This window comes from Bacillus alveayuensis, assembly GCA_030812955.1.
GTDB classification, from domain to species: Bacteria; Bacillota; Bacilli; order Bacillales; family Aeribacillaceae; genus Bacillus_CB; species Bacillus_CB alveayuensis.
The window spans coordinates 229,495-255,067 of record JAUSTR010000001.1 but is presented as its reverse complement, the minus strand read 5'-3'; the positions used below and the strand labels follow the sequence as shown (position 1 = coordinate 255,067).

The window sequence follows — 25,573 nt, the reverse complement described above, 5'->3', positions numbered from 1 at the left end:
GTTTACTCCTCCCTTTTTCTAGTCACATACAAACACATTAATTCCACCATACCATCAATCGTGTATTTTTCCGGTACGAGAATGGAATATGTTCCATATGAAGCAAGCGTGCGCTCCGTCACAGGACCGATACAGACAAAAACAATCGGATATAATTCATCTTGCAGCTTGTAATGTTGAATAAAATTCATAAAGCTTACAACAGTCGATGAACTCGTAAACGTAATGATATCAAGCTGTTTATTTTTTATTAAATGATAAAGCTCCTCTTTGTTATAAACATTATGCTCAGTTTCATATGCTATAAAATCAATGATGGAAAATCCATGCTGCGAAAGCTTTTCTCTTAACAAGGGGCGAGCAAGATTTCCTCTTACGACGATTATTTTATTCTCTTTGTTCACTATTTGGGCTAAATCCTTTGCTAGTGCTTCTGCTGAAAAGCTTTTAGGACAAACTTTTACTTGAAGATTAAATTTTTCTGCAGTTTTTTTTGTTTTATCGCCAACAACAGCAATTTGAACCTGTGATAGCACACATTCATCAATTCGTTCTTGTTTTAAATGGTCAAAAAAATAAGTAATTCCATTGCTGCTTGTAAATATAATCCAGTCATTTTTCGAAATGTCTTTTAATATCTCCCTTAGCGAAAATTTAGGCTCACTTCGGCGAATATTAATTAGCGGGATCTCATAAGGAATTCCGCCTTTTTCTTTTATTTTTTTGGAAAAAGTTTTAGCTTGATGCCTTGCTCTCGTATTTAAAATTTTTAATCCAGCTAACGGCTTTTCAGGATTTATCATTCTAAAAGCTCCCTTTTCACTTGTTCAATTAGCTTTTTCGCACCTTGTTCTGCTAAAATGGTTGCTACTTCTTTCCCTAGTAAAACGGGATCTCGCCCTGTTCTTTTTTCTTTATACACCTCTTTTCCATCTGGGGATGCAACAAGTGCTGTTAAGCAAATATTGTTCATTTCATCCACTTCAGCAAGTCCGGCAACTGGAACTTGACATCCGCCTTCCATTTGGTGTAAGAAGGCTCTTTCAGCCTTCACTGCTAATGCTGTTTGAGCATCATTAAGCTGGCTTAACATTGTTAAAAGTTCTTCATCATTTTCTCTACACTCAATCGCTAACGCACCTTGGCCAACAGCTGGCAAACAGATTGATGGATCTAAATATTCTGTGACAACCTCTTCACTCCATCCCATTCGGGCTAAACCAGCAGCTGCTAATATAATGCCATCATAATCTCCTGTTTGTAATTTTTGCAAACGAGTATCAATGTTTCCCCGTATCCACTTTATGGTTAAATCAGGCCGTGCAGCTAAAATTTGTGCTCCTCTACGTAAACTGCTCGTGCCGATTACAGCACCTTCCTTTAACTCTCTCAAAGTCTGATGTCCTTTTGAAATGAAGACATCACGATAATCTTCACGTTTCGGAATACACCCGATTGTTAAACCGTCTGGCAATACAGCCGGCATATCTTTCATACTATGTACAGCGATATCAATGTCACCTTTTAACATCGCTTGTTCTATTTCTTTCACAAACAATCCTTTTCCCCCGACTTTTGAAAGGGTTACATCTAATATTTTATCTCCTTTTGTGACAATTTCTTTCACTTCAAATTCGTAAGGAACTCCTAATTGCTTTAATTGGCTAATCACCCAATTTGTTTGCGTCATCGCTAATTTACTTCGTCTAGAACCTACTATGATTTTTCTCATGTTTATCCTCCTAATGTACCGAACGAGTTAAGAGTACCAAAAATGAAAACGAGATAAGCTTCCAAATAAAAAGAAATTGATTAATAAAACGAAAAAGGAAGCAATATTTAATAAAGCAACTGTTCGACCTTGCCATTCTTTTACAATTCGGCTATATAAATAAAAACTATAAATGGCAATGACCATAAACGATCCGAGCACTTTCGTATCATACCAATGAAAGTCTGGGAGTTTAATATACGCCCAAATAACCCCTAGAATGATCCCTAATAACAGGATAGGTACTCCGATAACGTTTAATACATATGACATATGATCTAGTTTAGCTAAGTCTTGAATACGAATGAGGCGCTTCCCCCACTTTTTCTTTTTGAGTAAATTATATTGAATGACATATAAGAGGGAAAAAGCAAATGATAGCGAAAATGCTCCATAACCTAAAATCGCCATTGTAATATGGATTAGCAGCAATTCAGAAATTAATTGACTTGATACTTCAGCCGACACCGCATTAGATGGAGCAAAAATATGAATAGCCATCATCATAAAGCCGATCACATTAGTAAAAAAGACGATAAAGTCAACGCGTACAAAACGATTTAACGCAAGTGATAAAGTAATTAAAACCCATGTGTAAAAATAAAGCCCCTCAAAAATATTCAAAACTGGAAACCTTCCGTTAATAAACATCTGGTAAAATAAAAAAATTGTTTGTAAAATCCAAACAATAGAAAGTAACCAGAAGGCAGTGCGATTTGCCTTCCGGTTATTATGCAAGAAATCTATAAAATATAGCAGCACACTTAATGCATATAAAATAATCATAAATTCATTTAAACGCATCAAACTAATGTTATCTAGCATATCCCAAATTCCTTTCACTTACATTTGAAGTGAAACATCTTTGTACGCCTTCATATTTTCTTTTACTGATTGATCTGCTTTTTGAACCTGACTGTCCACAGCTTCTTCGATATTAAAAATTTCTTTAAATAATTGCAATGATTGCTCGGCATTTGGCTCTGCTGCTAATTCTTTTACTTTTAAAATTGGATCGCGCAGCAGTTGATTTATGATGCTTTTCGTATGCTTATTTAACAGTTTCTTTTCTCGTTCCGTTAAGTTTGGCATTTTTCGTTCAATGCTTTTCATCGTTTCAGCTTGAATGGAAAGAGCCTTCTGTCTTAGCGCAGAAATAACCGGAACGACCCCTAATGTGTTTAACCATTTAGTAAACTCGGAAATTTCTTCCTCAATCATTAATTCAATTTCCATTGCCGCTTTTTTTCGTTCTTCTAAATTTGCTTCAACAATTCCTTCTAAATCATCGATATCGTATAAAAATACATTATCTAATTCATCAATTTTAGGATCTAAATCACGCGGTACGGCAATGTCGACCATAAATAAAGGTCGACCTTTTCTCATTTTTTCAATGGGTTCTATCACATCTTTTGTTAAAATATAATCTTTAGCGCCAGTCGAACTAATCATAATATCAGCTTCAAGCAGTGCACATTGAAGCTCAGAAAATGATTTCGCTTTTCCAGAAAAACGCTGCGCCAATTCTTGAGCTTTTTCTAATGTACGGTTTACTACTGTAATTTGCTGAACACCGCTGCCGTGAAGGTTCTCAACCGCTAGCTCTCCCATTTTTCCTGCTCCTAAAATGAGCACGTTTTTATTGGATAAATGACCAAAGATTTTTTTAGCAAGCTCGACTGCTGCATAACTTACAGATACAGCATTTGAGCCAATATCCGTTTCCGAATGAGCACGTTTAGCAACGGTGACAGCTTGTTTAAACAATTGGTTAAAGATCGTTCCGATCGTACCATTTTCTTGAGCAAGTAAGTAGCTTGTTTTTACTTGTCCTAATATTTGTGTTTCCCCTAAAACCATTGAGTCAAGACCGCACGTGACTGTAAACAAATGACGGACAGCGTTGTCATTTTCATAATATTTAATATATGAAGAAAAGTCATCGATCTCCATGTCGAACCAGTTCGATAAGAAGGCTTTTAAATAATAACGGCCTGTATGAAGTTGATCGACGACTGCATAAATTTCCGTTCTATTACATGTGGAAACGATTACGTTTTCTAATACACTTTTTTGCTTCTTCAACTGCTTCATCGCATCAGCTAAATCATTGCCATCAAAGCTTAGCTTTTCGCGAATTTCAACAGGGGCAGTCTTATAGTTTAATCCGATCGCTAGAATGTGCATTTTAAACCCCCCATCCATTCCTTTGAGGTTCTTTATTCATTATATCACTTCATATCGTTAACAATTATAAAAAATGTGAACAGTATATGAAACTGTATGATATGATAATCAATGAAATCGATGATCATCGAATTTTGTCAATTTTTCTTCTTATTGTACCTTAACAAAAATGAAGCTTTCAATCAAGCAAATGAACATAGCTAGAGGTGAACAAAATGAAGAAACATTGGACTTTACCAGCACTTTTTTTCATTATAGTTGGTGCTTATTTTTTGTTCAACCAATTTTCTTACCCGTTATTTCAAGTAATGTATTCATCGAATGGAATGCTCATATTATTTGGTCTTGCTTTTTTGGTCCATGCAATGATTGAAAAAGATGCTAAAAGTATGTTGCCTGCAACCTTATTAATCGGCATAGGAGCTCATTTTTTATGGAAAGATGCCGTTTCTTTTTGGCCAGATGACATTACTTCCATTTTATTTATTATTTCTATAGGAATATTCCTGCAGTCAAAAAGCACGAAATCTGGTCTTTTCCCAGGGATTATCATTTTTTTATTAGCCCTGTTTCTCTATTTTTTCCCATCCAATGTCCCGTTCTCGCCAAATGTCCAAAAAACGTTTCCTTACATACAAAAGTATTGGCCAATGATTTTGATTATAATAGGTGTTATATTATTCGCTCGTCGAAAGTAAAATATTCCATTCATAAACAAGAGAACTCCCATTTCCGGAAGTTCTCTTGTTTAAAAGTTATTGACGCTATTATAAGACAGAGTTTAAAAAGTCTTTCGTTCTTTGTTGTTTCGGTTGTTCAAAAATTTCTTCAGGTGTTCCGATCTCTACGATTTTTCCTTCATGCATATACACGATTTTGTCTGCTACTTCTCTAGCAAATCCCATTTCGTGTGTCACGAGGATCATTGTCATTCCTTCTTTCGCAAGCTCCTTCATCGTGGATAAAACCTCACCGACAAGCTCAGGATCGAGCGCAGAAGTTGGCTCATCAAATAACATGACTTCCGGCTTCATCGCCAAAGATCTAGCAATGGCAACGCGCTGCTTTTGTCCGCCAGATAGTTTAGCAGGATAAACTTCCTCTTTATCTGAAAGTCCAACCTTTTTTAATAGCGCTCTCCCTTTTTTTATCGCTTTTTCTTTTGGCACTTTTTTTACATAGATAGGAGCTTCAATCACATTTTCAAGCACCGTTTTGTGGGGAAATAAATGAAAATGTTGGAATACCATCCCGACTTTTTGTCTTACTTGATTGAGATTATGTGATCGTTCATCAATCTCTTCTCCATTGATCAAAATCTTGCCGCTATCTTTCATTTCGAGAAAATTTAAACATCGCAACAAAGTGCTTTTCCCTGAACCGCTCGCCCCGATTAAACAAACGACATCACTTTCATGAACTGTTAAATCAACATCTTTTAAAACATGTAAAGATCCAAAAGATTTATTTAATTGTTGTACTTCAATCATTACCCTGTTTGACAAAATAAAATCCTCCTTGTTTCAATGAAAATCACTCAAAAAGATTATTGTTCACTGACAGAAAGCTTATTCTCGACGAAGTTCACGAGTAAAGTTAATAATAATACTAAAAATAAATAATAAACCGCAACAATGAGGAGATATGTCATATTATCAAAGGAATTTGCTCCTTCCGTTGTAGCAACATTAAACAATTCATAAAGGCCGATAAAGGCGGCGAGAGAAGAATCCTTTAAAGCAATAATAAATTGGTTCCCAAGAGGAGGCATAGCCCTTTTAAAGGCTTGAGGTAAAATAATACGTCTCATCGTTAAGGAAGTGCTCATTCCTAATGATCTTCCTGCTTCCATTTGTCCGCGGTCAATGGACTGAATCGCCCCCCGAAAAATTTCTGCAATATAAGCACCGTTATGAAAAGCAAGCCCTAAAGCAACCGACCAAAATTGGGAAATATTTAGAGAAGTTAAACCAAAATAAAAAATGAAAATTTGCACAATAAGAGGTGTACCGCGAACAACATATATATAAAAATTCGCTATCCATTCGAGGAAACGAATTTGGGATATTTTCAAAAAAGAAAACAATAATCCGATAAAAATAGCGATAAAAACAGAGACAACTGTCACTTGTAATGTCATGATCATTCCTTTAAAAAATACATCAAATGACTCGATAAATTTGGCGAATACATGTGTAATACTCGGCAACTAGTTCAACCCCTTAATCTTTTGATGTCTTCATTCGAAAAGAGGCTGTCACGTAAGTATCTGACCTAAATTAGCCTATCACAATAGATCGATATATTGGGTCTAACACTGACAGCCTCAAAAAGCTACTATCATTCTGGTTTTTTTGTAATATCTTCACCAAAATACTTTTTACTAATTTCTGTTAATGTGCCATCTTCCCGCAATTTTTCCAAAGCCTCATTTATTTTTTGCAATAGCTCTGGATTGTCTTTCGCAACGGCTATTGCTTGTTCACTGCTGCCAAGTAATTCTCTACCATCTATTTTTAATCCATTACCTATTGCCTCTTTACCTGTAATAAAGTCTGTAATCACTGCATCATGTTTTCCATTGCTCAACGCTTCAAGAGCTGTAACATCACTATCATACTGAATTACATTGTTGGTTACCTCACTCGCCGTGTTAGCATAAGTTGATCCTTTTGAAACAGCAACTTCCTTCTCTTTTAGATCTTGAAGAGTTTCGATATCACTATCTGGTCTGACAAAAATTTGTGGCCCAGAATAATAATAAGGTGTTGAAAAGTCAACATGTTCCTTTCTCTCCTCCGTAATCGTATGACTTGCAACTGCTGCATCAAAGCGGCCCGTTTTAACTCCTTCAACGATTCCGGCAAATTTAAACTTTTTCTGAACCGGTTCAAGCCCAAGTTCTTTTGCAACAGCATTGGCAACATCGATATCAAAACCGGACATAAATCCATTTCCGTCCGTCACACTAAAAGGTTTATATTCTCCTGATGCTGCAAATGTAAACTTTCCTTCCTCTACTAGTTTCATCCCTTCTTTCGATTCACTCGTTGTCTTTTCTGTACCACATGCTGCTAAAAGTCCTGATGTCAGAAATATAGCTATGAACAAAATGAACCCTTTTTTCACATCAACACTCCCTTTTTATTTTCAGAAATTTACACCTATTTTGAATTGTATCATTTGATAAGTTTTTATTTCAAAACTCTAAATCTCTATTCATTTATTCTTATCATTCTTTATACATGCTCTCATCTCATTACGTATCAGATTCTTACATATCCTACTATTTCCTGTGTTATCCTCCTCATTCCAATAAATCAAACCTGATGTTCGCATTTTTTCATAAAAAAAGCATCGGTTTTGACCGATGCTAACTCATTGCTTTTAATAAAACATTCCAAGCTTCTTCTTTCCCATAGCCTGTTTCGGCAGAAAACAGAATGAATTCATCGTTTGGATGTAAATGAAGGGCTTCCTTAATGATTTTTACATGCTTGGACCATTTCCCTTTTGGGATCTTGTCAGCCTTTGTCGCAACAACGATTGTCGGCATTTTATAATATTTTAAAAACTCATACATCATTATATCATCTTTTGTCGGGGGATGACGGACATCTACCAATAATACAACGGCTTTTAACTGTTTTCGTGTCGTTAAATAAGTTTCAATCATTTTCCCCCACGCTTCACGTTCTTTTTTCGATACTTTTGCATATCCATACCCTGGAACATCGACAAAATAAAATTTTTCATTAATTAAATAAAAATTTAAAGTTTGGGTCTTACCTGGTTTTGATGAAGTACGGGCTAAGTTTTTACGATGAATCATTTTATTGATAAAAGATGATTTTCCGACATTCGAACGACCCGCTAATGCAATTTCTGGAAGATTTCCTTTCGGGTATTGCTGTGGTTTCACTGCACTAATCACAATTTCTGCCTTTTTTATGTTCATAAAACCTCTCCCACTAATGCATGCTCTAACACTTCGTCTAAATGTGAAACGAGTATAAATGTTAACTCATTTCGAACACTTTCCGGAATATCGTCTAAATCTTTTTCATTATCTTTAGGTAAAATGACTTTGGAAAGTCCTGCACGATGAGCACTTAATGTTTTTTCCTTTAACCCCCCAATAGGTAAAACACGTCCACGTAAAGTAATTTCCCCAGTCATTCCAACTTCTTTACGAACCGGTTTTCCCGTTAAGGCTGAAATTAAGGCTGTAGCAATCGTAATTCCAGCAGATGGGCCATCTTTTGGAACAGCACCTTCTGGAACATGGATGTGTATATCTTTTTTTTCATAGAAATCTGGATCAATGTTTAAATCTTGTGCCCGAGAACGAATATAGCTAAATGCAGCTTGGGCAGATTCTTTCATGACATCTCCTAATTTACCTGTTAATAGCAGCTTTCCATTGCCAGAGGAAATCGATACTTCAATGGATAATGTATCCCCGCCAAAAGGCGTATAAGCTAGACCTGTTGCTACACCTACTTGATCTTTAAGCTCTGCCTGGCCATATCGGAATATACGTTTCCCTAAATAGTCTTCAATATTTTTATCTGTAACGATAATGCGTTTCCGCTCCCCTTTCACAATCAGCTTTGCCACTTTTCTACAAATGGCTGCCAATTGTCTTTCAAGTCCTCGAACACCTGCTTCTCTCGTGTAATAACGAATAATACTTTGAATCGCATCATCTCGTAATTGAAGCTGTGATTTCTTTAATCCATGCTCATTCATTTGCTTTGGCAAAAGATGCCCTTTCGCAATGTGAATTTTTTCAACCTCTGTATAGCCAGCAATCGAAATAATTTCCATGCGGTCGCGAAGCGGTCCTGGAATAGTCGCTAAATTGTTGGCAGTCGCAATAAACATAACTTTCGATAGATCATACGGCTCTTCAATGTAATGATCACTAAAATGGTGATTTTGCTCTGGATCTAAAACCTCTAATAAAGCAGCTGATGGATCACCTCGAAAATCACTTGACATTTTATCAATTTCATCTAAAAGGAAAACTGGATTGATCGTACCAACTTTTTTCATTCCTTGTATAATTCTTCCCGGCATCGCCCCGACATATGTTCGACGATGACCGCGAATTTCCGATTCATCTCTAACACCACCAAGGGAAATGCGGACAAATTTCCGGTTTAATGATTTCGCAACAGAACGGGCTAAGGAAGTTTTTCCGACACCTGGGGGACCCGCTAAGCATAATATTGGACCCTTTAATGAATTCGTTAATTTTTGAACAGCTAAATATTCGAGAACACGTTCTTTTACTTTTTCCAATCCATAGTGCTCTTGGTTTAATATTTCTTCAGCTAAATGAATATCAAGGCGATCCTCTGTTTTTGTCGTCCACGGAAGAGAAATAAGCCACTCAATATAATTGCGAATAACCGCGCTTTCGGCTGAGGTTGCAGGAATTTTTTCATATCTCTCTAATTCCTTCATCGCTGTTTTCCGAACATGGTCTGGCATTCCAGCTTTCTCTATTTTTTCGGTTAAATCTTCTATTTCTCCTGCTTTTCCTTCTTTTTCTCCAAGCTCTTTTTGAATGGCTTTCATCTGTTCGCGTAAGTAATATTCTTTTTGTGTTCGTTCCATCGAACGCTTGACGCGTTGTCCAATTTTCCGCTCAAGTTCTAACACTTCTTTTTCATTTTGGATCATTTGTATAATTTTGTTTAATCGTTCTTTAATATCAAACGTTTCTAATATTTCTTGTTTATCTTTTAGCTTAATTGGCAAATGGGAGGCGATGAGATCTGCTAGTCTCCCTGGTTCATTAATGTCTGTGACCGTTGCGTATGTTTCATTCGTTATTTTTTTCGACATTTTTATGTATTGTTCAAAATAATCAAGAGCAGTACGCATTAACGCTTCGTCTTCAACATCTTTTTCCGTCCGCTCCTCGTGTGCGGCTACCTCTACGGAAATATACGAGTCAAAATGGATAAACTTTTGAATCGTTCCTCGTTTTAGTCCTTCCACTAACACGCGAATCGTTCCATTTGGAAGCTTCAGCATTTGTTTAATTTTCGTTAATGTACCTATATGATAAATATCCTCTTCTTTCGGATCATCAATCGATATTTCTTTTTGTGTCGTTAGAAAAATCGTATGATCATCCATCATGGCTTGTTCTAACGCTTGAACTGATTTTTCTCTTCCAACATCTAAATGTAACACCATTGTTGGATAAACAAGTAATCCTCGAAGCGGTAGGAGGGGGACGAGTTTCACATCATTGTTCGCCATTATCTAACACCTCCATTGGTAGTAGTTCAAATTTCTTTATCTAAATTGTTCTTGTTCAATTCTATCCTATTCTTTTCATAGTGTCTATTTTTAATGTTTATAAAAGTGAGTCGTATTTCGTAGTATGCCCATAAAATAGATGAACATCTTCATTTTTATGAAACAACTTTGTCTAAACTGCGATTCCATGAAGAAAGGCAGCAAGGGTAAACCTTACCACCTTCCTATTCATCACACTCTTTTCATTACACAGATTCTTTTTTTGGAAATGTTTTCGCTTCATTTTGTTCAGAAGGAGGATTAACTAGGGCATAATCAAGCACCTCCTGAAAATGGCGAACGGGTATCACACGAATCCCTTCAATATCTTTTAAAATCGATTGCATGTTTTCTTCAGGAATGATAACGGTTTTTGCTCCCGCTTTTTTAGCGGCTTTTATTTTTGGGATAATGCCGCCAATTGCTTTGACATGGCCATGAATGCTAATTTCTCCTGTCATAGCAGTCGTATGATCAACAGGTATTTTATGAATAGCCGAGAAAATGCCAGTTGCCATCGCAATTCCTGCACTTGGACCATCGATCGGAATTCCTCCAGGAAAATTAACATGAATATCGTAATCATCCGCACGTACTCCCATTGCACGTAAAACGGTTATAACATTTTCGATTGAACCACGCGCCATGCTTTTCCTGCGAATTGATTTTCCTCTGTCGCCAATGCTTTCTTCTTCGACGATTCCTGTAATATTTATCGTACCTTTTTTTACTTTGGCAGGAATAACGGTTACTTCGATTTCTAATAATGCCCCTGTATTAGGACCATACACGGCAAGTCCATTAACTAGACCCACTTTCGGCTTGTCACCAATTTTTTTCTCCAATCTTGGTGATAGCTGGCTTGATTGGATAACCCATTCAATATCTTCAACCGTTACTTCCTGTCGATTTTCAGAAATGGCAATTCCCGCTGCAATTTGCACCATATTGACAATTTCACGTCCGTTCCTTGTATAGGAGGTTAGTATAGAAATACCTTGTTCGCTAACTTTCATATTCACTTTTTCCGCAGCTTTTCTAGCGACAATAGCTAGTTCTTCTTGATCAAGCTCTCGGAAAAAAACTTCTAAACAGCGGGAACGAATGGCGGGTGAAATCTCATTTGGTGTTCTAGTGGTTGCACCAATCAAACGAAAGTCGGCTGGAAGTCCATTTTGAAAAATATCATGAATATGATTAGGGATTTGCGTATTTTCTTCACTATAATAGGCGCTTTCTAAAAACACCTTTCGATCTTCTAAAACTTTTAATAACTTGTTCATTTGAATTGGATGTAATTCACCAATTTCATCGATAAATAAAACACCACCATGCGCATGTGTAACCGCTCCTTGTTTTGGCTGAGGAATACCAGCTTGACCCATGGCTCCTGCCCCTTGATAGATTGGATCATGAACTGACCCAATTAATGGATCCGCAATGCCTCGCTCATCAAATCGGGCTGTTGTTGCATCCAATTCCACGAAAACAGCATTTTCTTTAAAGGGTGATTGCGGATATTTTTTCGCTTCCTCTAATACAAGTCTAGCAGCAGCTGTTTTCCCAACCCCTGGCGGCCCATATATAATCACATGTTGCGGATTTGGGCCGCATAAGGCAGCTTTTAATGCCTTAATTCCATCTTCTTGTCCTACAATATCGGAAAAGCTTTGCGGTCGAACTCGTTCGGCTAAAGGTTCCGTCAGCTTAATCATTCTCATTTTTCGTAATTGTTCCATCTCTTTTCGTGATTCTCTGTCAATAGAAACTTTTTGCGTACGTTGATTTTTTAACAAGTTCCAAAAATATAGTCCAATAATCACACCAAAAAATAATTGGACAATTAGAGCAAGGATAGTCCAATTCATAACTGTCCCTCCCGTATCGAAAAAATGTTTCTACTATTATCTCCTCAACAGATCATGATTAAACGTGACTCAATATAGGAGAAATAACAAAATGTAGAAATTTTTTCATGTGTTCTGTCAAATTATGAGAGAGGACGATTGCTTTTTGTTCGGTTCATGGACAGTCGAAAAGTAACAAAGTTTACGAAAACAGCCTTCTAAAAAATGAAAACACCTCCTACTTTAGGAGATGTTTTCAATATTCTATATTTATTTAAGCAGACGTTTTTGTATCTTCGTTTTTATAAAGCGAGCCATCCTTCATGATTAATTTCGGTGGTATTTTTTCCCGAACTGTTTCTGCGGTAATGACACATTTTGTAATATCATCACGTGAAGGCAATTCAAACATGACATCAAGCATAATCCCTTCAATAATGGAACGAAGCCCTCGTGCCCCTGTTTTACGCTCAATCGCTTTTTTAGCAATTTCGCGTAATGCATCCTCTTCAAATTCAAGTTCAACTCCGTCTAATTCAAGCATTTTTTGATATTGTTTTACAAGTGCATTTTTCGGTTTTGTTAAAATTTCAACTAGAGCCTCTTCATCAAGTGGTTCTAAGCTTGAAATGACAGGAAGTCGTCCAATGAATTCTGGAATTAATCCGAATTTAAGAAGATCTTCAGGCAATACTTTCGAGAGCAATTCTTTTTGGTCAAGTTCTTTTTGTTTACTTTCAGCACCAAAACCAATCACTTTTTGACCGAGACGGCGTTTAATAATTTGCTCAATTCCATCAAACGCACCGCCGCAAATAAACAAAATATTCGTTGTATCAATTTGTATAAACTCCTGATGAGGATGCTTGCGTCCACCTTGAGGAGGAACACTTGCAACTGTGCCTTCTAATATTTTTAACAGCGCTTGCTGTACACCTTCACCTGAAACGTCACGCGTAATGGATGGATTTTCCGATTTTCGGGCTACTTTATCAATTTCATCTATGTAGATGATGCCTTTTTCCGCCTTCTCCACATCATAGTCTGCGGCTTGGATTAGTTTTAATAAAATATTTTCAACATCTTCCCCCACATAGCCGGCTTCCGTTAAAGATGTAGCATCTGCAATTGCAAATGGCACATTTAATATTCTTGCTAATGTTTGTGCTAAAAGTGTTTTCCCGCTGCCTGTCGGACCGATTAATACAATATTGCTTTTTGATAACTCTACATCATCAATTTTGCTATTGGAATTGATACGCTTGTAATGATTATAGACAGCAACAGATAAAGATTTTTTTGCTTGGTCTTGACCAATCACATAATCATCTAATATTTCCCGAATTTCTTTTGGTTTCGGTACATCTTTAAATTCTACTTCCTCTTCTGTCCCAAGCTCCTCTTCCACGATTTCTGTACATAATTCAATACATTCATCACATATATATACACCTGGACCAGCGACAAGCTTTCGGACCTGGTCTTGTGATTTGCCACAGAATGAACATTTTAATTGACCTTTATCATCATTAAATTTAATCATTTTATCACCCCTTGGTTCTTTTCTCTAATCCAAACTCTATTGTTTAAAACAAACCATTCTTTCCTTAAGATTTTCAATATAGATAAGGAATAGAGTTTGTCAACGGACTTCAACAATGGTGGGTATGTATTGCATTGTAACACATTTTTTCAAGCATACGGTAATAAAAAGCTATGTAGGTTCGTTTCTATCACTATGTAAACTCGATGTTTAGAATACCCATCTATCCATCAATCAAAACAAAAAAGATGTTAAATAGGTTGTTCGTTTTGCCTTGACCAATTCCTTCTATTGTCAAAATGATGATTTTTTAATTTTCTTTTGATATTGATAGTAGACAATACATTTATGGGAGAGTACCGTAAATCCGTCATTGGTATGTAAGAAAAGATTAGAAATTAACATTTTTTATAAAACAAGGCACGATCAAGTCGCGCCTTGTTCTAAGTCAACTTTTACATATATTTCTTTTTACTATTATATTATGCAACATCTTTACGATTTTCTACAAGAAAATCAATTGCTTTTTTAATTTTTAAATCTTCTTTAATACCATCTGTCGTACCAAGTGCTTTTTTCACGTTCTCAGCTGTCATATTGTACATTTCAGCCATTTTTTGGATTTCTTCTTCTACTTCTTCGTCAGAAACTGTAATATTTTCAGCTTTTGCAATCGCTTCTAACGTTAAGTTATACTTCACGCGTTTTTCAGCATCTTCCTTCATTTGCTCACGTAAACCTTCTTCATCTTGGCCAGAGAATTGGAAGTAAAGCTCTAAGTTCATACCTTGCATTTGTAGTCGCTGTTCAAATTCTCTCATCATACGATCTACTTCGTTATCAATCATAGCTTGTGGAATATCAACTTCAGCATTTTCAGCAGCTTTTTCAACTAAATCATCACGAAGTTTGTTTTCTGCATATTGTTTCTTTTGCTCTTCTAAACGCTCTCTTGTTTTTGCTTTAAGCTCTTCAAGTGTTTCAACTTCATCGTTTACATCTTTCGCAAATTCATCATCTAATGCTGGAAGCTCTTTTGTTTTAATTTCATGAACTTTTACTTTAAATACAGCTGGCTTGCCCGCTAAGTTTTCAGCATGGTATTCTTCTGGGAATGTTACTTCAATTTCCTTTTCCGCTCCTGCTTCAAGACCAACTAATTGTTCTTCAAATCCAGGAATGAAAGTTCCTGAACCGATTTCTAATGAGTAGTTTTCAGCTTTTCCACCTTCAAATGCTTCTCCATCTACAAAGCCTTCAAAATCAATGACGACAGTATCGCCCTCTTCTACTTTTCCTTCCCCTTTTACGACAAGCTCTGCATGACGCTCTTGAAGCTGTTTTAATTCATTTTCAACATCTTCATCTGTTACAGTTGTATCCTCTTTCTTTACTTCTAATCCTTTATATTCGCCTAGTTTCACTTCTGGCTTAACTGTTACTTTTGCAGTAAAGATTAATGATTTCCCTTTTTCGATTTGTTCAATGTCAATTTCTGGTCTATCTACTGGTTCAATACCAGCTTCTTCTACAGCTTTAGGATAAGCTTCAGGTAAAATAATATCTAATGCATCTTGATATAATGCTTCAACACCAAATCGTTTTTCAAATAAACTCCGAGGAACTCTCCCTTTCCGGAACCCTGGTATTGAAACTTGCTTCACAACTTTTTTAAACGCTTGATCTAATGCTTTGTCAAATGCCTGTGCCTCAACTTCAACTGTTAGCACACCTTGGTTATTCTCTAATTTTTCCCATTTTGCTGACATGTGTTTCCCTCCAACAATCTATATATTGATTCGTTTAACAAAAATGAAAATAAACGAAAAACGTTGTACCCGTTATGTAAACCTTTCGGGAAGTATGTTTGCTGCACAAAAAACATTACTTTGCAACCATTTTATTATAACATACAATCTATTGCTTTCAATAGATTGACTATAATTGCAAATTTGAAATTTCTTGTATGTGCTTTATTTGCTTTTGAACTTGTCGTAATGGCTGAAGATCAACATGATATAGGGCTTGGATTTCGTCATCATCCATTTCGATGCCATGTAATTCATACCCAATTTGATGCAAGGCAGCTGCCCATAACGATTCGTTAGGCGGTTCAGGAGGAAATGGGTAAAGGACATATAAATGCCGCAGCCACATATCTTTTACAGCTTCATATAAGGTAGGATTTTCACTAGCTAAATGATCCTCTAATAAATTGAATACACGTTGTACTAAATGATACTCTGATATATCTTTTAATTCGTTCGGAATGACTGTCATGTTTTTTCCAAATTTAGTAATAAATACTTTTTTCGTGATTTCTCGTTCTCTCAATATTTGTAGAAGCATTGTTTTCACAACAGGATGAATATCAGGATGGTCTAAAAAATCTTGGATTGTTTGATAATGTTTTATATGGCTAGAATGTTGAAGAAAATGAACATATTTCATTTGTTCGTCAACATTCTCAATCATTTTCTCAAAGGAAAACGCCGGCGGTGTATAGTTTTCTTCCTGTTCCTTATTCATTTTTCTACTAAAGTCTAACAATTTATAAAAATGCTCCGCTTGATAAGGAGGAACTTTATGTTCTTCTAAAACTGCTTCGATTGTCATTTGAACTTCTTCATATTGTCCCAATTGGACAAGAATCGTTAAATAAATTTGTAAAACAGTAAAATAGTTTCCTTGATCCTCATGAAGCATTTTTTTACAAATGGCTTTTGCTTCGTGAAGCTTTCCTAATTCCAAAAAACAAATAGCCTTCCCTAGAATAATTTCGTCATGATCTTTATCCCACTTTTCTGCTTCCTCAAAAAGATCAAGTGCCCTTTCATATTCTTTTTTTCGTAATGCTTCCATCCCTCTTTCGATGAGGCGTTCTTTGAGACGAGGGAAAGGAATGACTTTTCCGTCATTTTTTTTCATGTTGAAAAACCCTCTTTACCTTATGTTTTCCTCAAGTTTACCAGTCTGTTCAAAAGAAAACAAGGAACATTCATTCACAAAAAGCGGCAGCCTTACATGTCAATCTGGCCAGCATTCTTTTTGTATTGGAGGATATGCTCCTTAAGGTAAAGGCTCTTTTCTAAAAGATTGTTGCTTTACTATAGCTTTTCGACTGTCCAGGCAAGATAAAAAAAGCGCAGGTATTTATACCCACGCTTTTCTCTTTGCTTCATATTGTTGAATGTCGTCGTCATATAATAACGTAAACGCAATTTCATCACGGCCATTTAACAACATTTCCTTCCAATGATGATCAATGTCAAAGGAAAATGAAAAACCTTCATCGTCAGTAACAAGCTGTTTTTCTAAATCAACTGTACATTGATATGATTTTCCTTCCGCTTTCGCTAACAAATAGTTCATCGTTTCATCATTTACACGAATTGGTAATATGCCATTTTTTAAGCAATTTTGATAAAAGATATCTGCAAACGATGGAGCAATAATTACTTTAAATCCATAATCTAGCAAAGCCCATGGAGCATGCTCACGAGATGAACCACAACCGAAGTTCGCTCCTGCCAGTAATATTTGGGCTCCATGATAGCTTGGATGGTTCAGTTCAAATTCAGGATTTTCTTGTCCATTTTCTAAATATCTCCAATCAAAAAAAGCAAATTTTCCGTAGCCAGTTCGTTCAATTCTTTTTAAAAATTGTTTTGGAATAATTTGATCTGTATCGACATTCGTACGATTTAATACAGCAACTTTACTAGTCATTTTTGTGAATGGCTCCATTTGTTTCCCCTCCTAAGAGACTGTTTCTACACTTAATGTTCGAATATCAATAAAATGACCATAAACAGCAGCTGCTGCAGCCATTGCTGGACTCACTAAGTGTGTACGAGCACCTTTTCCTTGCCTGCCCTCAAAATTTCGGTTCGAGGTTGAGGCGCAACGTTTGCCAGCAGGAACAATATCATTATTCATGCTTAGACACATACTACATCCTGAATCACGCCATTCAAATCCAGCTTCTAAGAAGATATGATGCAAGCCTTCCTCTTCTGCTTGTTTTTTTACTTTTTGTGAACCAGGAACAACAATGGCTGTGACACTTTCGTGAACTTTTTTCCCTTTCACTACCTTCGCAGCTTCGCGTAAGTCTGTTAATCGAGAGTTAGTACATGACCCTATAAATACATAATCAATCGAAATATCTTCTATTTTCGTGCCAGGAGCTAAGTCCATATATTCATAGGCACGTTTGAATGAATTCATTTCCTTTTCACTTTTTGCCTCATCTAAAGAAGGGATTTCTCCATTGACTGGTAGAACCATACCTGGATTTGTCCCCCATGAAACCATTGGAGCGATTTCTTCACCCTTTATGACAATCGTTTTATCAAACTGAGCTCCTTCATCAGACGTCAACGATTTCCAATACTCTACTGCCTTTTCAAAGTCTTCTCCCTTCGGAGCATATTTTCTGCCTTTTATATATTGAAAAGTCGTTTCATCAGGAGCAATTAATCCGGCACGAGCACCAGCTTCAATCGACATATTACAAATAGTCATTCGTTCATCCATTGACATATTGCGAATACATTCTCCTGTGTATTCAATCACATACCCTGTTCCAAAATCTACTCCATATTGACCAATGATATATAAAATAACGTCTTTCGCTGTTACTCCTTCTTGAAGTTTCCCATTTACTTGTATTTGGAGTGTTTTTGGCCGATGCTGCCATAAAGTTTGCGTAGCTAATACATGTTCTACCTCACTTGTCCCGATTCCAAATGCAAGCGCTCCAAAAGCACCGTGTGTAGATGTATGACTATCTCCACAAACAATAGTTTTTCCAGGAAGTGTTAAGCCAAGCTCAGGTCCAATGACATGAACAATACCTTGATCTTCACTGTCAAGACCTGCAAGTTCTATTCCAAATTCTTGACAATTTTTTTCTAATGCATGAATTTGATTTCGTGCCGTTTCATCATTGATTTCATAGCGATTTTTCGTTGGGATATTATGATCCATTGTGGCAAAGGTTTGCTCCGGTCTCCGAACTTTTCTTCCTTTTTGTCTTAATCCTTCAAACGCTTGCGGAGAAGTTACTTCATGAATTAAGTGTAAATCAATATATAGCAAATCGGGTTTGCCTTCTTCGCGTAGAACGACATGCTCATCCCATATTTTTTCGATGATATTTCTCGGTTTCATGCTTGTTACCCTCCTAATATTTGGATTGCTAACAGAGAGCCCAATATGTCGATAAAATAATTCTAGAAAAAGAAAATCCAAGCTTGCCGACGTGATCGACAAGCTTTTATTGAATCAATAAAGGACTAAAATGTGTCTCATTTAAGGCAAAAACTCAATACCTAATAAAAATCTATACATGAAAACGATCAAGAAAAATTTATGCATAACAATCCATAATATTTAAAATTGCGAAGTCATCTGCTAATGCTTCTTTGATTTCTTCAATCATTTGTTTTGTAGGTACATACTGATTAGGATGATTCGTTAAATCTTTTGTTCGTTTGCCCGACTCTAACACATGCTTCACTGCCTTTTCGATCGCACCAGCTTCTTCCATTAAATGAAAGGAGTAGCGCAGCATCATGGCAGCTGATAAAATCATAGCAATTGGGTTTGCAAGACCTTGACCTGCAATATCAGGAGCCGAACCATGGACTGGTTCATACAAATGTAATCCGTTTGCGGAAAGGCTTGCAGATGGAAGCATTCCTAACGAACCGCTTAACATAGCAGCTTCATCGCTTAAAATGTCACCAAACATATTTTCTGTCACAATGACATCAAATTGATTTGGTTTATGAATAATTTGCATTGCTGCATTATCAACCAACATATGTTCAAGTTCTACATCAGGATATCGATAGGCAACCTCCTCTGCTACTTCACGCCAGAGCTTGCTAGATTCAAGTACGTTAGCTTTATCAACGGATGTTACTTTCTTCCGTCTTTTTCTCGCCAATTCAAATGCCGTTTCTAAAATACGTTCAATGTCTTTTCGTTTATAAAATAATGTATCGACTACAGCTTCTTCCCCATTTTGATTTGTCCGCTCACTAGGTTTCCCAAAATATAGTCCGCCTGTTAGTTCGCGTACAATGAGAAAATCTACCCCTTCTAAGTGCTCCCCTTTAAATGGTGAAGTATCCTGAAGGGTTGGATGCGCTTGAATCGGACGAAGATTTGCAAATAAATCAAGCTGCTTACGAATGTTTAACAAGCCTTTCTCAGGACGAAGATGTGCTGGATTTTGGTCCCATTTCGGTCCCCCTACTGCTCCTAACAGGACAGCATCTGACTGTTTGCAAAGCTCCAAAGTTTCATCTGGTAATGGCGTTCCGCATTGATCAATAGCTTCTCCACCAATAAGCCCGTATTGAAAATCAAATTCATGGCGATAATAATGTCCGATTGTTTTTAATATTTCAACGGCTCCTTCCACAACCTCGCGTCCGATTCCATCCCCAGGTAATATGGCAATTTTTTTCACCATCAGTCCATCCCCTCCTTCACTTAAATCGTTGTTTGTAAATTCTCTTTCGACGTATATTTTAGTAAAATAGCTCGGTTCACAGCATTAATATAGGCTTTTGCGGATGCTGCTAACACGTCTTGGGCAATCCCACGTCCCCCCATCTCTAAATCATCAACACGAACCTTCACATACACTTGCGCTAAAGCATCCCGGCCGCTTGAATTCGATTGTATCCGATAGTCTAATAGGGTGATAGATTGTTTCATGCAGCGCTCTAATGTATTATAAATGGCTTCTACACTTCCGTTTCCAGTTGCAGCCTCCTGAAGAATGGAACCATCATGACCTTTTAATGTAACAGTAGCGGTCGGTACACCTTCTGTTCCGTAATTCACTTGAAGTGATATGAGTTCATACGTTCCGTCCTCACCTTTAAGCTGCTCTTCTAATACAAGTGCAACTAAATCATCTTCAGTCAATTCTTTTTTCTTTTCTGACAAAAGTTTAAACTCTTCAAACAAGCGGTTAATCGCTTCATCCTCTAACGAAAATCCTAATTCTTTAAGCTTAACTCGAAAAGCGTGGCGGCCAGAATGCTTCCCTAGCACTAAGCTGTTTGTTTGCACCCCGACTAACTGCGGGGAAATGATTTCATAAGTTGTTTTCTCCTTTAAAACACCGTCTTGGTGAATTCCGGATTCATGAGCAAAGGCATTATTTCCGACGATCGCTTTATTTGGCGGTACAATCATACCCGTTAGCTTACTGACTAGATCACTTGTGCGTTTAATTTCCTCCAAACGAATATTTGTTTCAACTTTGTAATGGTCTTTCCGAATATGAAGCGCAACCGCTACTTCTTCTAATGCTGCATTACCAGCCCGTTCCCCAATTCCATTAATCGTTCCTTCGATTTGTCCTGCCCCATGCTCAATAGCACTTAACGAGTTTGCTACCGCCATTCCTAAATCATCATGACAATGTGCCGAAAGAATGACTTTATCAATATTTTTAACATTGTTTTTTAAATATTCAAATATTTTTCCATACTCAATTGGATTAATATAGCCAACAGTATCTGGTATATTAATAACATTTGCACCAGCTTCAATAACCTTTTCAACTATTTTGGCTAAATAAGGGAGCTCTGTACGGCAAGCATCCTCCGCTGACCACTGAATAACAGGGAAAAATTTTGCTGCATATTGAACGGCTTGAACGGCATTTTCGATGACTTCGTCTTCTGTCATCTTTAGTTTATATTGCCGATGAATTGGGGATGTCGCAATAAAGACATGCAAACGCGGCTCACTACCATCTTTTAACGCTTCCCATGCCGCATCAATATCATGTTTAACTGACCGTGCTAACCCTGTCACGGAACAATTCCGAACGGTTTTCGCAATTTCTTGAACTGAGTAAAAATCTCCTTTGGAGGAGGCAGGAAAACCTGCCTCAATAATATCCATCCCAAGTCGTTCGAGCTGTTTTGCAATCTCTAGTTTTTCTTTACGATTTAAATTAACTCCAGCTGATTGTTCACCATCTCGTAAAGTTGTATCAAAGAAATTAACTTTTTTCACCTGCTACCACCGCTTCCTTTTTATTTTGTTTAACAAACGGCATCATTTCACGAAGTACTTCGCCTACTTTTTCAATTTGGTGCTCTTGCTCTCTTTTATTAATCGCTGTAAATTGTGGTCGATTCACTTTATTTTCTAAAATCCACTCTTTTGCAAATTTACCGGATTGAATATCTTCTAATACAGCTTTCATATTTTCTTTCACATGTTCATCGATTACACGTGGTCCCGAAGTGAAATCACCCCACTGAGCTGTATCAGAGATTGAGTATCTCATGTAAGATAGTCCTCCCTCATACATGAGGTCAACAATGAGTTTTAATTCATGTAAACATTCAAAATAGGCAACTTCAGGTCGGTAGCCAGCTTCTACTAGCGTTTCAAATCCTGCTTTTACTAATGAAGATAATCCTCCGCATAATACCGCTTGTTCACCAAATAGGTCGGTCTCTGTTTCTTCCTTAAATGTTGTTTCGAGTACTCCAGCACGAGCGGAACCAATCGCTTTTGCGTATGCTAATGCTAATTCTTTCGCTTCACCTGTTACATTTTGCTCGACTGCAATCAGTGCTGGTACACCGGCACCCTCTACATACGTTCTGCGAACTAAATGACCAGGCCCCTTTGGCGCAACTAAAAAGACATCGACATCTGCTGGTGGCACAATTTGATTAAAGTGAATGTTAAAGCCATGCGCAAATACTAAAGCATTTCCTGGTTTTAATCCATCTTTAATTTCCTTTTCATATAACTCTTTTTGTCTTTCATCTGGTACGAGTACCATCACAATATCCGCTTGTTCAACTGCTTCACGAACAGACGTTACGGCCAAGCCATCCTGTTGTGCTTTTTCGAATGACTTTCCTTTTCGTACTCCTACGACTACATCAACACCGCTTTCTTTTAAATTTAACGCATGGGCATGACCTTGTGACCCATATCCTAAAACCGCTACCTTTTTCCCATTTAATACTTTTTCATTTACATCTCCGTTATAATATACTTTTGTCATGCTACATCTCCCTTTCTTAAATAGTTATTGAATATATCTATACAATGGAGAAGTTTTTCTCCATTTGTGTCGACTTTTGTGTCCCTCTTGGAAATGCTGTTAAACCAGTTCTAGCAATCTCTTTAATACCGTAAGGCTTCAACAAGTCGATGAGGGCCTCTATTTTACTTGGTTCTCCTGTTACTTGAACTACAAGACTGTCTCGGCTTACATCGATAATCGAAGCTCGAAACGGTTCAATGAGACCGTAAATCTCCATTCTTGTTGAAGCATTTGATACGACTTTAATGAGTGCCAGCTCTCTAGCTACGATCGATTGATTCGTAATATCCATAACTTTAATCACATCAACTTGTTTATTTAATTGCTTCGTGATTTGTTCAGCTTGCTTTTCCTCTTGAACATTAACAACAAAAGTGATTCTTGATATTCCTTCTGTTTCAGAATGACCAACTGAAATACTTTCAATGTTGTAATGTCTTTTTGTAAATAAACCAGTGATCCGATTTAATACACCAGAACGGTTCATCACTGTTAACGTAATAATCCGCTTCATTTTTTAACCCCCACCATTTCGTGTATTCCTTTTCCTGGTGCAACCATTGGGTAAACATTTTCTTCAGGCTCAACCAATACTTCAATGAATTCAGGTTCCCGATTGTTAAAGGTATGTCGCATCACTTGTTCTATTTCATCAGTACTTTGCACTCTTCGACCTTTAATGCCAAATGCTTCACTAAGCTTTACAAAATCTGGCTGTGCTTGAAAAACAGAGTGAGAATATCGTTTCTCATAGAAAATTTCTTGCCATTGGCGCACCATTCCGAGAGAGTTGTTATTCAAAACAATTACTTTTATCGGAAGATTCAGTTCTTTTATGACAGCAAGCTCTTGAAAAGTCATTTGAAACCCGCCATCTCCTAATAAAGCGACGACGGTTCTTTCCCGGTCAGCTAACTGTGCTCCGATGGCAGATGGAAGTCCAAACCCCATTGTTCCTAATCCACCAGATGTCACCCAGCGATTAGGAGAATTAAATTTATAAAATTGTGCCGCCCACATTTGATGTTGACCAACATCTGTTGTAACAATGGCTTCCCCGTTTGTAAATTCATATATTTTTTCAATTAATGCTTGCGGTTTAATAACTTCTGTGCTGTTTTCATACCATAAAGGATAATCTTTTTTGTATCGATTTAAATGCTCGATCCATTCAGCGTTCTCGCTTCTTTTTCCATCTTGTTCAATCAACATTTGCAGAACGATTCGTGCGTCACCAACAACTGGAATATGAGTTTTAACATTTTTTCCAATTTCTGCTGGGTCAATATCAATATGAGCAACTGTTGCATTTGGGGCAAAGTGAGTAAGATTTCCTGTTACCCGATCATCAAACCGAGCTCCAATGCTAATTAATAAATCACATTCATAAAGTGCCATATTTGCTGTATAGGTTCCGTGCATTCCAGCCATCCCTAAAAACAGAGGATGATCAGCAGGAAAGCTTCCCAATCCTAATAACGTATTGGTGATTGGGATTTGTTGTTGTTCAACATATGTTTTAAGCTCTTTTGCTGCCTTAGCATGTAATACACCTGCCCCAGCTAAAATGACAGGCTTTTTTGCTCGACTTACAGCTTCAACGAGCCTACGAATTTGCAAATAGTTTGGTTCAGTTGTTGGCTGATAGCCTGGTAGGGAAATCGTATAATCATATTGAAACGTACCTTCTGTCACAGAAACATCTTTTGGGATGTCAATTAATACTGGACCAGGCCGTCCTGTTGTAGCGATATGAAACGCTTCTTTTATAATTCGTGGTAAATCATTGACATCACGAACTTGGTAATTATGTTTTGTAACTGGCATCGTAATCCCTATTACATCCGCTTCTTGGAAAGCATCAGATCCAATGACTGTTGTGGCCACTTGCCCGGTAAAAACAACAAGAGGTAATGAATCAATCATTGCATCAGCCAATCCAGTAATTAAGTTCGTAGCCCCAGGTCCAGATGTAGCTATAACGACTCCAGGTTTTCCTGAAATTCTCGCATAGCCCTCAGCTGCATGGATTCCACCTTGTTCATGTCTCGTTAAAACATGAAATACTCCAGAATTGTAAAGCTTATCATAAATTGGTAAAACTGCTCCACCAGGATAACCGAAGATGACTTCGACCTTTTCTCTCTTTAATGCTTCAATCAGCATTTCCGCTCCTGACATTGTTGTACATTTGGTTTTCTTATCATCCAATTGTACATTGGCACTCATTGATATTGCCTCCTTTTAACAGATGCTATCTAAAATCTTCATGGACAAAGGTTACTTTATAAATTAAAAAACCTTTCCACCCCTTATACATCCACTATTAGCAGATTTTAAGGGGCGAAAAGGTTGCCTTTCCGCGGTACCACCCTTTTTCATGGTCATTTGACCACCTCATGAACGAAGAGAATCCGTTCTTTTTAATAACGAGTGCTTACCACAAAGCACCCGGCCAAATCTACTAGCCTTCACGTTCGAAATGGCACTCAGAGGTGAGTTCATCATTGGGGATAACACCGGTTCCCAGCTCCCCCGGCTCTCTGTAGTTATCGAATCCAATGACTAATTATCCTCTTCATCGCTTTTAAACGATCCATTTTTCAAATAAACAATCGTTTTATCGATTTGAAATATTCAAGAAACTGAAACAATGCGAAAAATCAGTTAAAATTACACTTTGCTTTGAAAACTAATATATCCATGTTCTTAAAGTGTATGAATCAATTTTGTATGTTGGAGTAAGTTTGTTTGAAGTTATATTACGACCATTTTTCAAAAGAGTCAACACCATTTTT

At 37.1% G+C, this 25,573-nt stretch carries 21 protein-coding genes and 1 other annotated feature; of the genes, 1 reads left to right on the top strand and 20 read right to left on the bottom strand.

Annotated elements, in window-relative coordinates; genetic code table 11:
- Positions 1–2: 2 nt before the first annotated feature.
- From J2S06_RS01225 to hemA, 4 genes are read right to left on the bottom strand one after another with little or no spacing between them, the layout of a single operon-like run.
- Positions 3–803: a uroporphyrinogen-III synthase gene (locus tag J2S06_RS01225; RefSeq protein ID WP_419151028.1), complete on the bottom strand. Its 801-nt coding sequence runs from the start codon at positions 801–803 to the stop codon at positions 3–5.
- The gene (hemC, locus tag J2S06_RS01220; protein ID WP_419151027.1) at positions 800–1,732 is read right to left on the bottom strand and encodes a hydroxymethylbilane synthase; all 933 of its coding nucleotides are present in this window, start codon (positions 1,730–1,732) and stop codon (positions 800–802) included. The genes J2S06_RS01225 and hemC overlap by 4 nt, the downstream gene beginning before the upstream one ends.
- 27 nt (positions 1,733–1,759) lie before the next feature.
- Entirely contained in the window at positions 1,760–2,596 is an 837-nt protein-coding gene (locus tag J2S06_RS01215; protein WP_044892919.1) for a cytochrome c biogenesis protein, read from the bottom strand.
- Positions 2,597–2,614: 18 nt separating this feature from the next.
- The gene (hemA, locus tag J2S06_RS01210) at positions 2,615–3,961 is read right to left on the bottom strand and encodes a glutamyl-tRNA reductase (RefSeq protein WP_419151026.1); all 1,347 of its coding nucleotides are present in this window, start codon (positions 3,959–3,961) and stop codon (positions 2,615–2,617) included.
- Between the two features lie 215 nt (positions 3,962–4,176).
- Between hemA and J2S06_RS01205 the strand changes: the two genes are divergently transcribed.
- Positions 4,177–4,659, top strand: coding sequence for a hypothetical protein (locus tag J2S06_RS01205; protein ID WP_419151025.1), 483 nt, complete (start codon positions 4,177–4,179; stop codon positions 4,657–4,659).
- A gap of 69 nt (positions 4,660–4,728) precedes the next feature.
- On the opposite strand, the gene J2S06_RS01200 is transcribed toward J2S06_RS01205, so the two are convergent.
- From J2S06_RS01200 to ilvB, 16 genes are all read right to left on the bottom strand, one after another.
- Positions 4,729–5,466, bottom strand: a complete 738-nt coding sequence (locus tag J2S06_RS01200; RefSeq protein WP_044892922.1) for an amino acid ABC transporter ATP-binding protein — start codon at positions 5,464–5,466, stop codon at positions 4,729–4,731.
- 41 nt (positions 5,467–5,507) lie between these two features.
- Complete coding sequence (locus tag J2S06_RS01195; protein ID WP_044892923.1) at positions 5,508–6,170, bottom strand: amino acid ABC transporter permease; 663 nt, start codon at positions 6,168–6,170, stop codon at positions 5,508–5,510.
- A gap of 131 nt (positions 6,171–6,301) precedes the next feature.
- On the bottom strand, positions 6,302–7,090 hold the full coding sequence (locus tag J2S06_RS01190) for a transporter substrate-binding domain-containing protein (protein ID WP_419151024.1): 789 nt from the start codon (positions 7,088–7,090) through the stop codon (positions 6,302–6,304).
- A gap of 244 nt (positions 7,091–7,334) precedes the next feature.
- Complete coding sequence (gene yihA / locus J2S06_RS01185; protein WP_419151023.1) at positions 7,335–7,919, bottom strand: ribosome biogenesis GTP-binding protein YihA/YsxC; 585 nt, start codon at positions 7,917–7,919, stop codon at positions 7,335–7,337.
- The gene (gene lon, locus J2S06_RS01180; protein ID WP_419151022.1) at positions 7,916–10,240 is read right to left on the bottom strand and encodes an endopeptidase La; all 2,325 of its coding nucleotides are present in this window, start codon (positions 10,238–10,240) and stop codon (positions 7,916–7,918) included. The genes yihA and lon overlap by 4 nt, the downstream gene beginning before the upstream one ends.
- Positions 10,241–10,485: 245 nt before the next feature.
- Positions 10,486–12,147: an ATP-dependent protease LonB gene (gene lonB / locus J2S06_RS01175; RefSeq protein WP_419151021.1), complete on the bottom strand. Its 1,662-nt coding sequence runs from the start codon at positions 12,145–12,147 to the stop codon at positions 10,486–10,488.
- Positions 12,148–12,400: 253 nt separating this feature from the next.
- Positions 12,401–13,669, bottom strand: a complete 1,269-nt coding sequence (gene clpX / locus J2S06_RS01170) for an ATP-dependent protease ATP-binding subunit ClpX (RefSeq protein WP_044892929.1) — start codon at positions 13,667–13,669, stop codon at positions 12,401–12,403.
- Positions 13,670–14,151: 482 nt separating this feature from the next.
- A complete protein-coding gene (tig, locus tag J2S06_RS01165; protein ID WP_044892930.1) occupies positions 14,152–15,438 on the bottom strand; it encodes a trigger factor in 1,287 nt (428 codons plus the stop codon).
- A 169-nt stretch (positions 15,439–15,607) separates the two neighbouring features.
- The gene (locus tag J2S06_RS01160; protein ID WP_419151020.1) at positions 15,608–16,597 is read right to left on the bottom strand and encodes a tetratricopeptide repeat protein; all 990 of its coding nucleotides are present in this window, start codon (positions 16,595–16,597) and stop codon (positions 15,608–15,610) included.
- A 225-nt stretch (positions 16,598–16,822) separates the two neighbouring features.
- A complete protein-coding gene (leuD, locus tag J2S06_RS01155; RefSeq protein WP_419151019.1) occupies positions 16,823–17,416 on the bottom strand; it encodes a 3-isopropylmalate dehydratase small subunit in 594 nt (197 codons plus the stop codon).
- Between the two features lie 12 nt (positions 17,417–17,428).
- The gene (gene leuC / locus J2S06_RS01150) at positions 17,429–18,844 is read right to left on the bottom strand and encodes a 3-isopropylmalate dehydratase large subunit (RefSeq protein ID WP_044892933.1); all 1,416 of its coding nucleotides are present in this window, start codon (positions 18,842–18,844) and stop codon (positions 17,429–17,431) included.
- Between the two features lie 199 nt (positions 18,845–19,043).
- A complete protein-coding gene (gene leuB, locus J2S06_RS01145; protein ID WP_419151018.1) occupies positions 19,044–20,156 on the bottom strand; it encodes a 3-isopropylmalate dehydrogenase in 1,113 nt (370 codons plus the stop codon).
- 20 nt (positions 20,157–20,176) lie between these two features.
- Positions 20,177–21,721, bottom strand: a complete 1,545-nt coding sequence (locus J2S06_RS01140) for a 2-isopropylmalate synthase (RefSeq protein ID WP_044892935.1) — start codon at positions 21,719–21,721, stop codon at positions 20,177–20,179.
- Positions 21,708–22,733: a ketol-acid reductoisomerase gene (gene ilvC, locus J2S06_RS01135; RefSeq protein WP_044892936.1), complete on the bottom strand. Its 1,026-nt coding sequence runs from the start codon at positions 22,731–22,733 to the stop codon at positions 21,708–21,710. Before ilvC ends, J2S06_RS01140 begins: the two co-directional genes overlap by 14 nt.
- A gap of 37 nt (positions 22,734–22,770) precedes the next feature.
- Entirely contained in the window at positions 22,771–23,289 is a 519-nt protein-coding gene (gene ilvN, locus J2S06_RS01130; RefSeq protein ID WP_044892937.1) for an acetolactate synthase small subunit, read from the bottom strand.
- Positions 23,286–25,004: an acetolactate synthase large subunit gene (gene ilvB / locus J2S06_RS01125; protein ID WP_044892938.1), complete on the bottom strand. Its 1,719-nt coding sequence runs from the start codon at positions 25,002–25,004 to the stop codon at positions 23,286–23,288. The genes ilvN and ilvB overlap by 4 nt, the downstream gene beginning before the upstream one ends.
- A gap of 107 nt (positions 25,005–25,111) precedes the next feature.
- Positions 25,112–25,366: a binding site (T-box leader), on the bottom strand.
- Positions 25,367–25,573: the final 207 nt, after the last annotated feature.

Coding starts and splice junctions, on each gene's coding strand:
- J2S06_RS01225 (WP_419151028.1), bottom strand. CDS start 803: ATGATAAATCCTGAAAAGCCGTTAGCTGGATTAAAAATTTTAAATACG.
- hemC (WP_419151027.1), bottom strand. CDS start 1,732: ATGAGAAAAATCATAGTAGGTTCTAGACGAAGTAAATTAGCGATGACG.
- J2S06_RS01215 (WP_044892919.1), bottom strand. CDS start 2,596: ATGCTAGATAACATTAGTTTGATGCGTTTAAATGAATTTATGATTATT.
- hemA (WP_419151026.1), bottom strand. CDS start 3,961: ATGCACATTCTAGCGATCGGATTAAACTATAAGACTGCCCCTGTTGAA.
- J2S06_RS01205 (WP_419151025.1), top strand. CDS start 4,177: ATGAAGAAACATTGGACTTTACCAGCACTTTTTTTCATTATAGTTGGT.
- yihA (WP_419151023.1), bottom strand. CDS start 7,919: ATGAACATAAAAAAGGCAGAAATTGTGATTAGTGCAGTGAAACCACAG.
- lon (WP_419151022.1), bottom strand. CDS start 10,240: ATGGCGAACAATGATGTGAAACTCGTCCCCCTCCTACCGCTTCGAGGA.
- lonB (WP_419151021.1), bottom strand. CDS start 12,147: ATGAATTGGACTATCCTTGCTCTAATTGTCCAATTATTTTTTGGTGTG.
- clpX (WP_044892929.1), bottom strand. CDS start 13,669: ATGATTAAATTTAATGATGATAAAGGTCAATTAAAATGTTCATTCTGT.
- tig (WP_044892930.1), bottom strand. CDS start 15,438: ATGTCAGCAAAATGGGAAAAATTAGAGAATAACCAAGGTGTGCTAACA.
- J2S06_RS01160 (WP_419151020.1), bottom strand. CDS start 16,597: ATGAAAAAAAATGACGGAAAAGTCATTCCTTTCCCTCGTCTCAAAGAA.
- leuD (WP_419151019.1), bottom strand. CDS start 17,416: ATGGAGCCATTCACAAAAATGACTAGTAAAGTTGCTGTATTAAATCGT.
- leuC (WP_044892933.1), bottom strand. CDS start 18,844: ATGAAACCGAGAAATATCATCGAAAAAATATGGGATGAGCATGTCGTT.
- leuB (WP_419151018.1), bottom strand. CDS start 20,156: ATGGTGAAAAAAATTGCCATATTACCTGGGGATGGAATCGGACGCGAG.
- ilvC (WP_044892936.1), bottom strand. CDS start 22,733: ATGACAAAAGTATATTATAACGGAGATGTAAATGAAAAAGTATTAAAT.
- ilvN (WP_044892937.1), bottom strand. CDS start 23,289: ATGAAGCGGATTATTACGTTAACAGTGATGAACCGTTCTGGTGTATTA.
- ilvB (WP_044892938.1), bottom strand. CDS start 25,004: ATGAGTGCCAATGTACAATTGGATGATAAGAAAACCAAATGTACAACA.